Origin of the sequence: Halalkalibacter lacteus (assembly GCF_036663595.1) — a bacterium.
GTDB classification, from domain to species: domain Bacteria; phylum Bacillota; class Bacilli; order Bacillales; family Bacillaceae_D; genus Halalkalibacter; species Halalkalibacter lacteus.
Window position 1 is genome coordinate 1 of record NZ_JAWRVL010000324.1, and the last position, 255, is coordinate 255.

A 255-nucleotide genomic window follows, 5' to 3' on the forward strand; every position below is an offset into this window, starting at 1 on the left:
GTGTGGTGGTATCTGGAGTTGGAGCAGCACAGAGGTTAGTTATTCTTATAATGCTCCCATCACTAACCTTAGTATCAGCAGTTAACAGTATGGCAGGTCAAAATATCGGAGCGAAATTATGGGGAAGAGTCGATGAAATAGCCAAACAAGCACGTCTTTTAATTACGTTAGTTTCGGTAACCATAAGCACAATTATATTTTTTGGTGCAGACTTTTTTATTATAATGTTTTTAAAAGATGAATAAAACATTAAGT

General features: G+C 35.3%; 1 protein-coding gene. It reads left to right on the forward strand.

Features of this window, described 5'->3' with window-relative positions; all coding sequences use genetic code 11:
* Positions 1–245: MATE family efflux transporter (locus SAZ04_RS22530; RefSeq protein WP_332699933.1), on the forward strand; the 245-nt coding region annotated here is incomplete at its 5' end.
* Between the last annotated feature and the right edge of the window lie 10 nt (positions 246–255).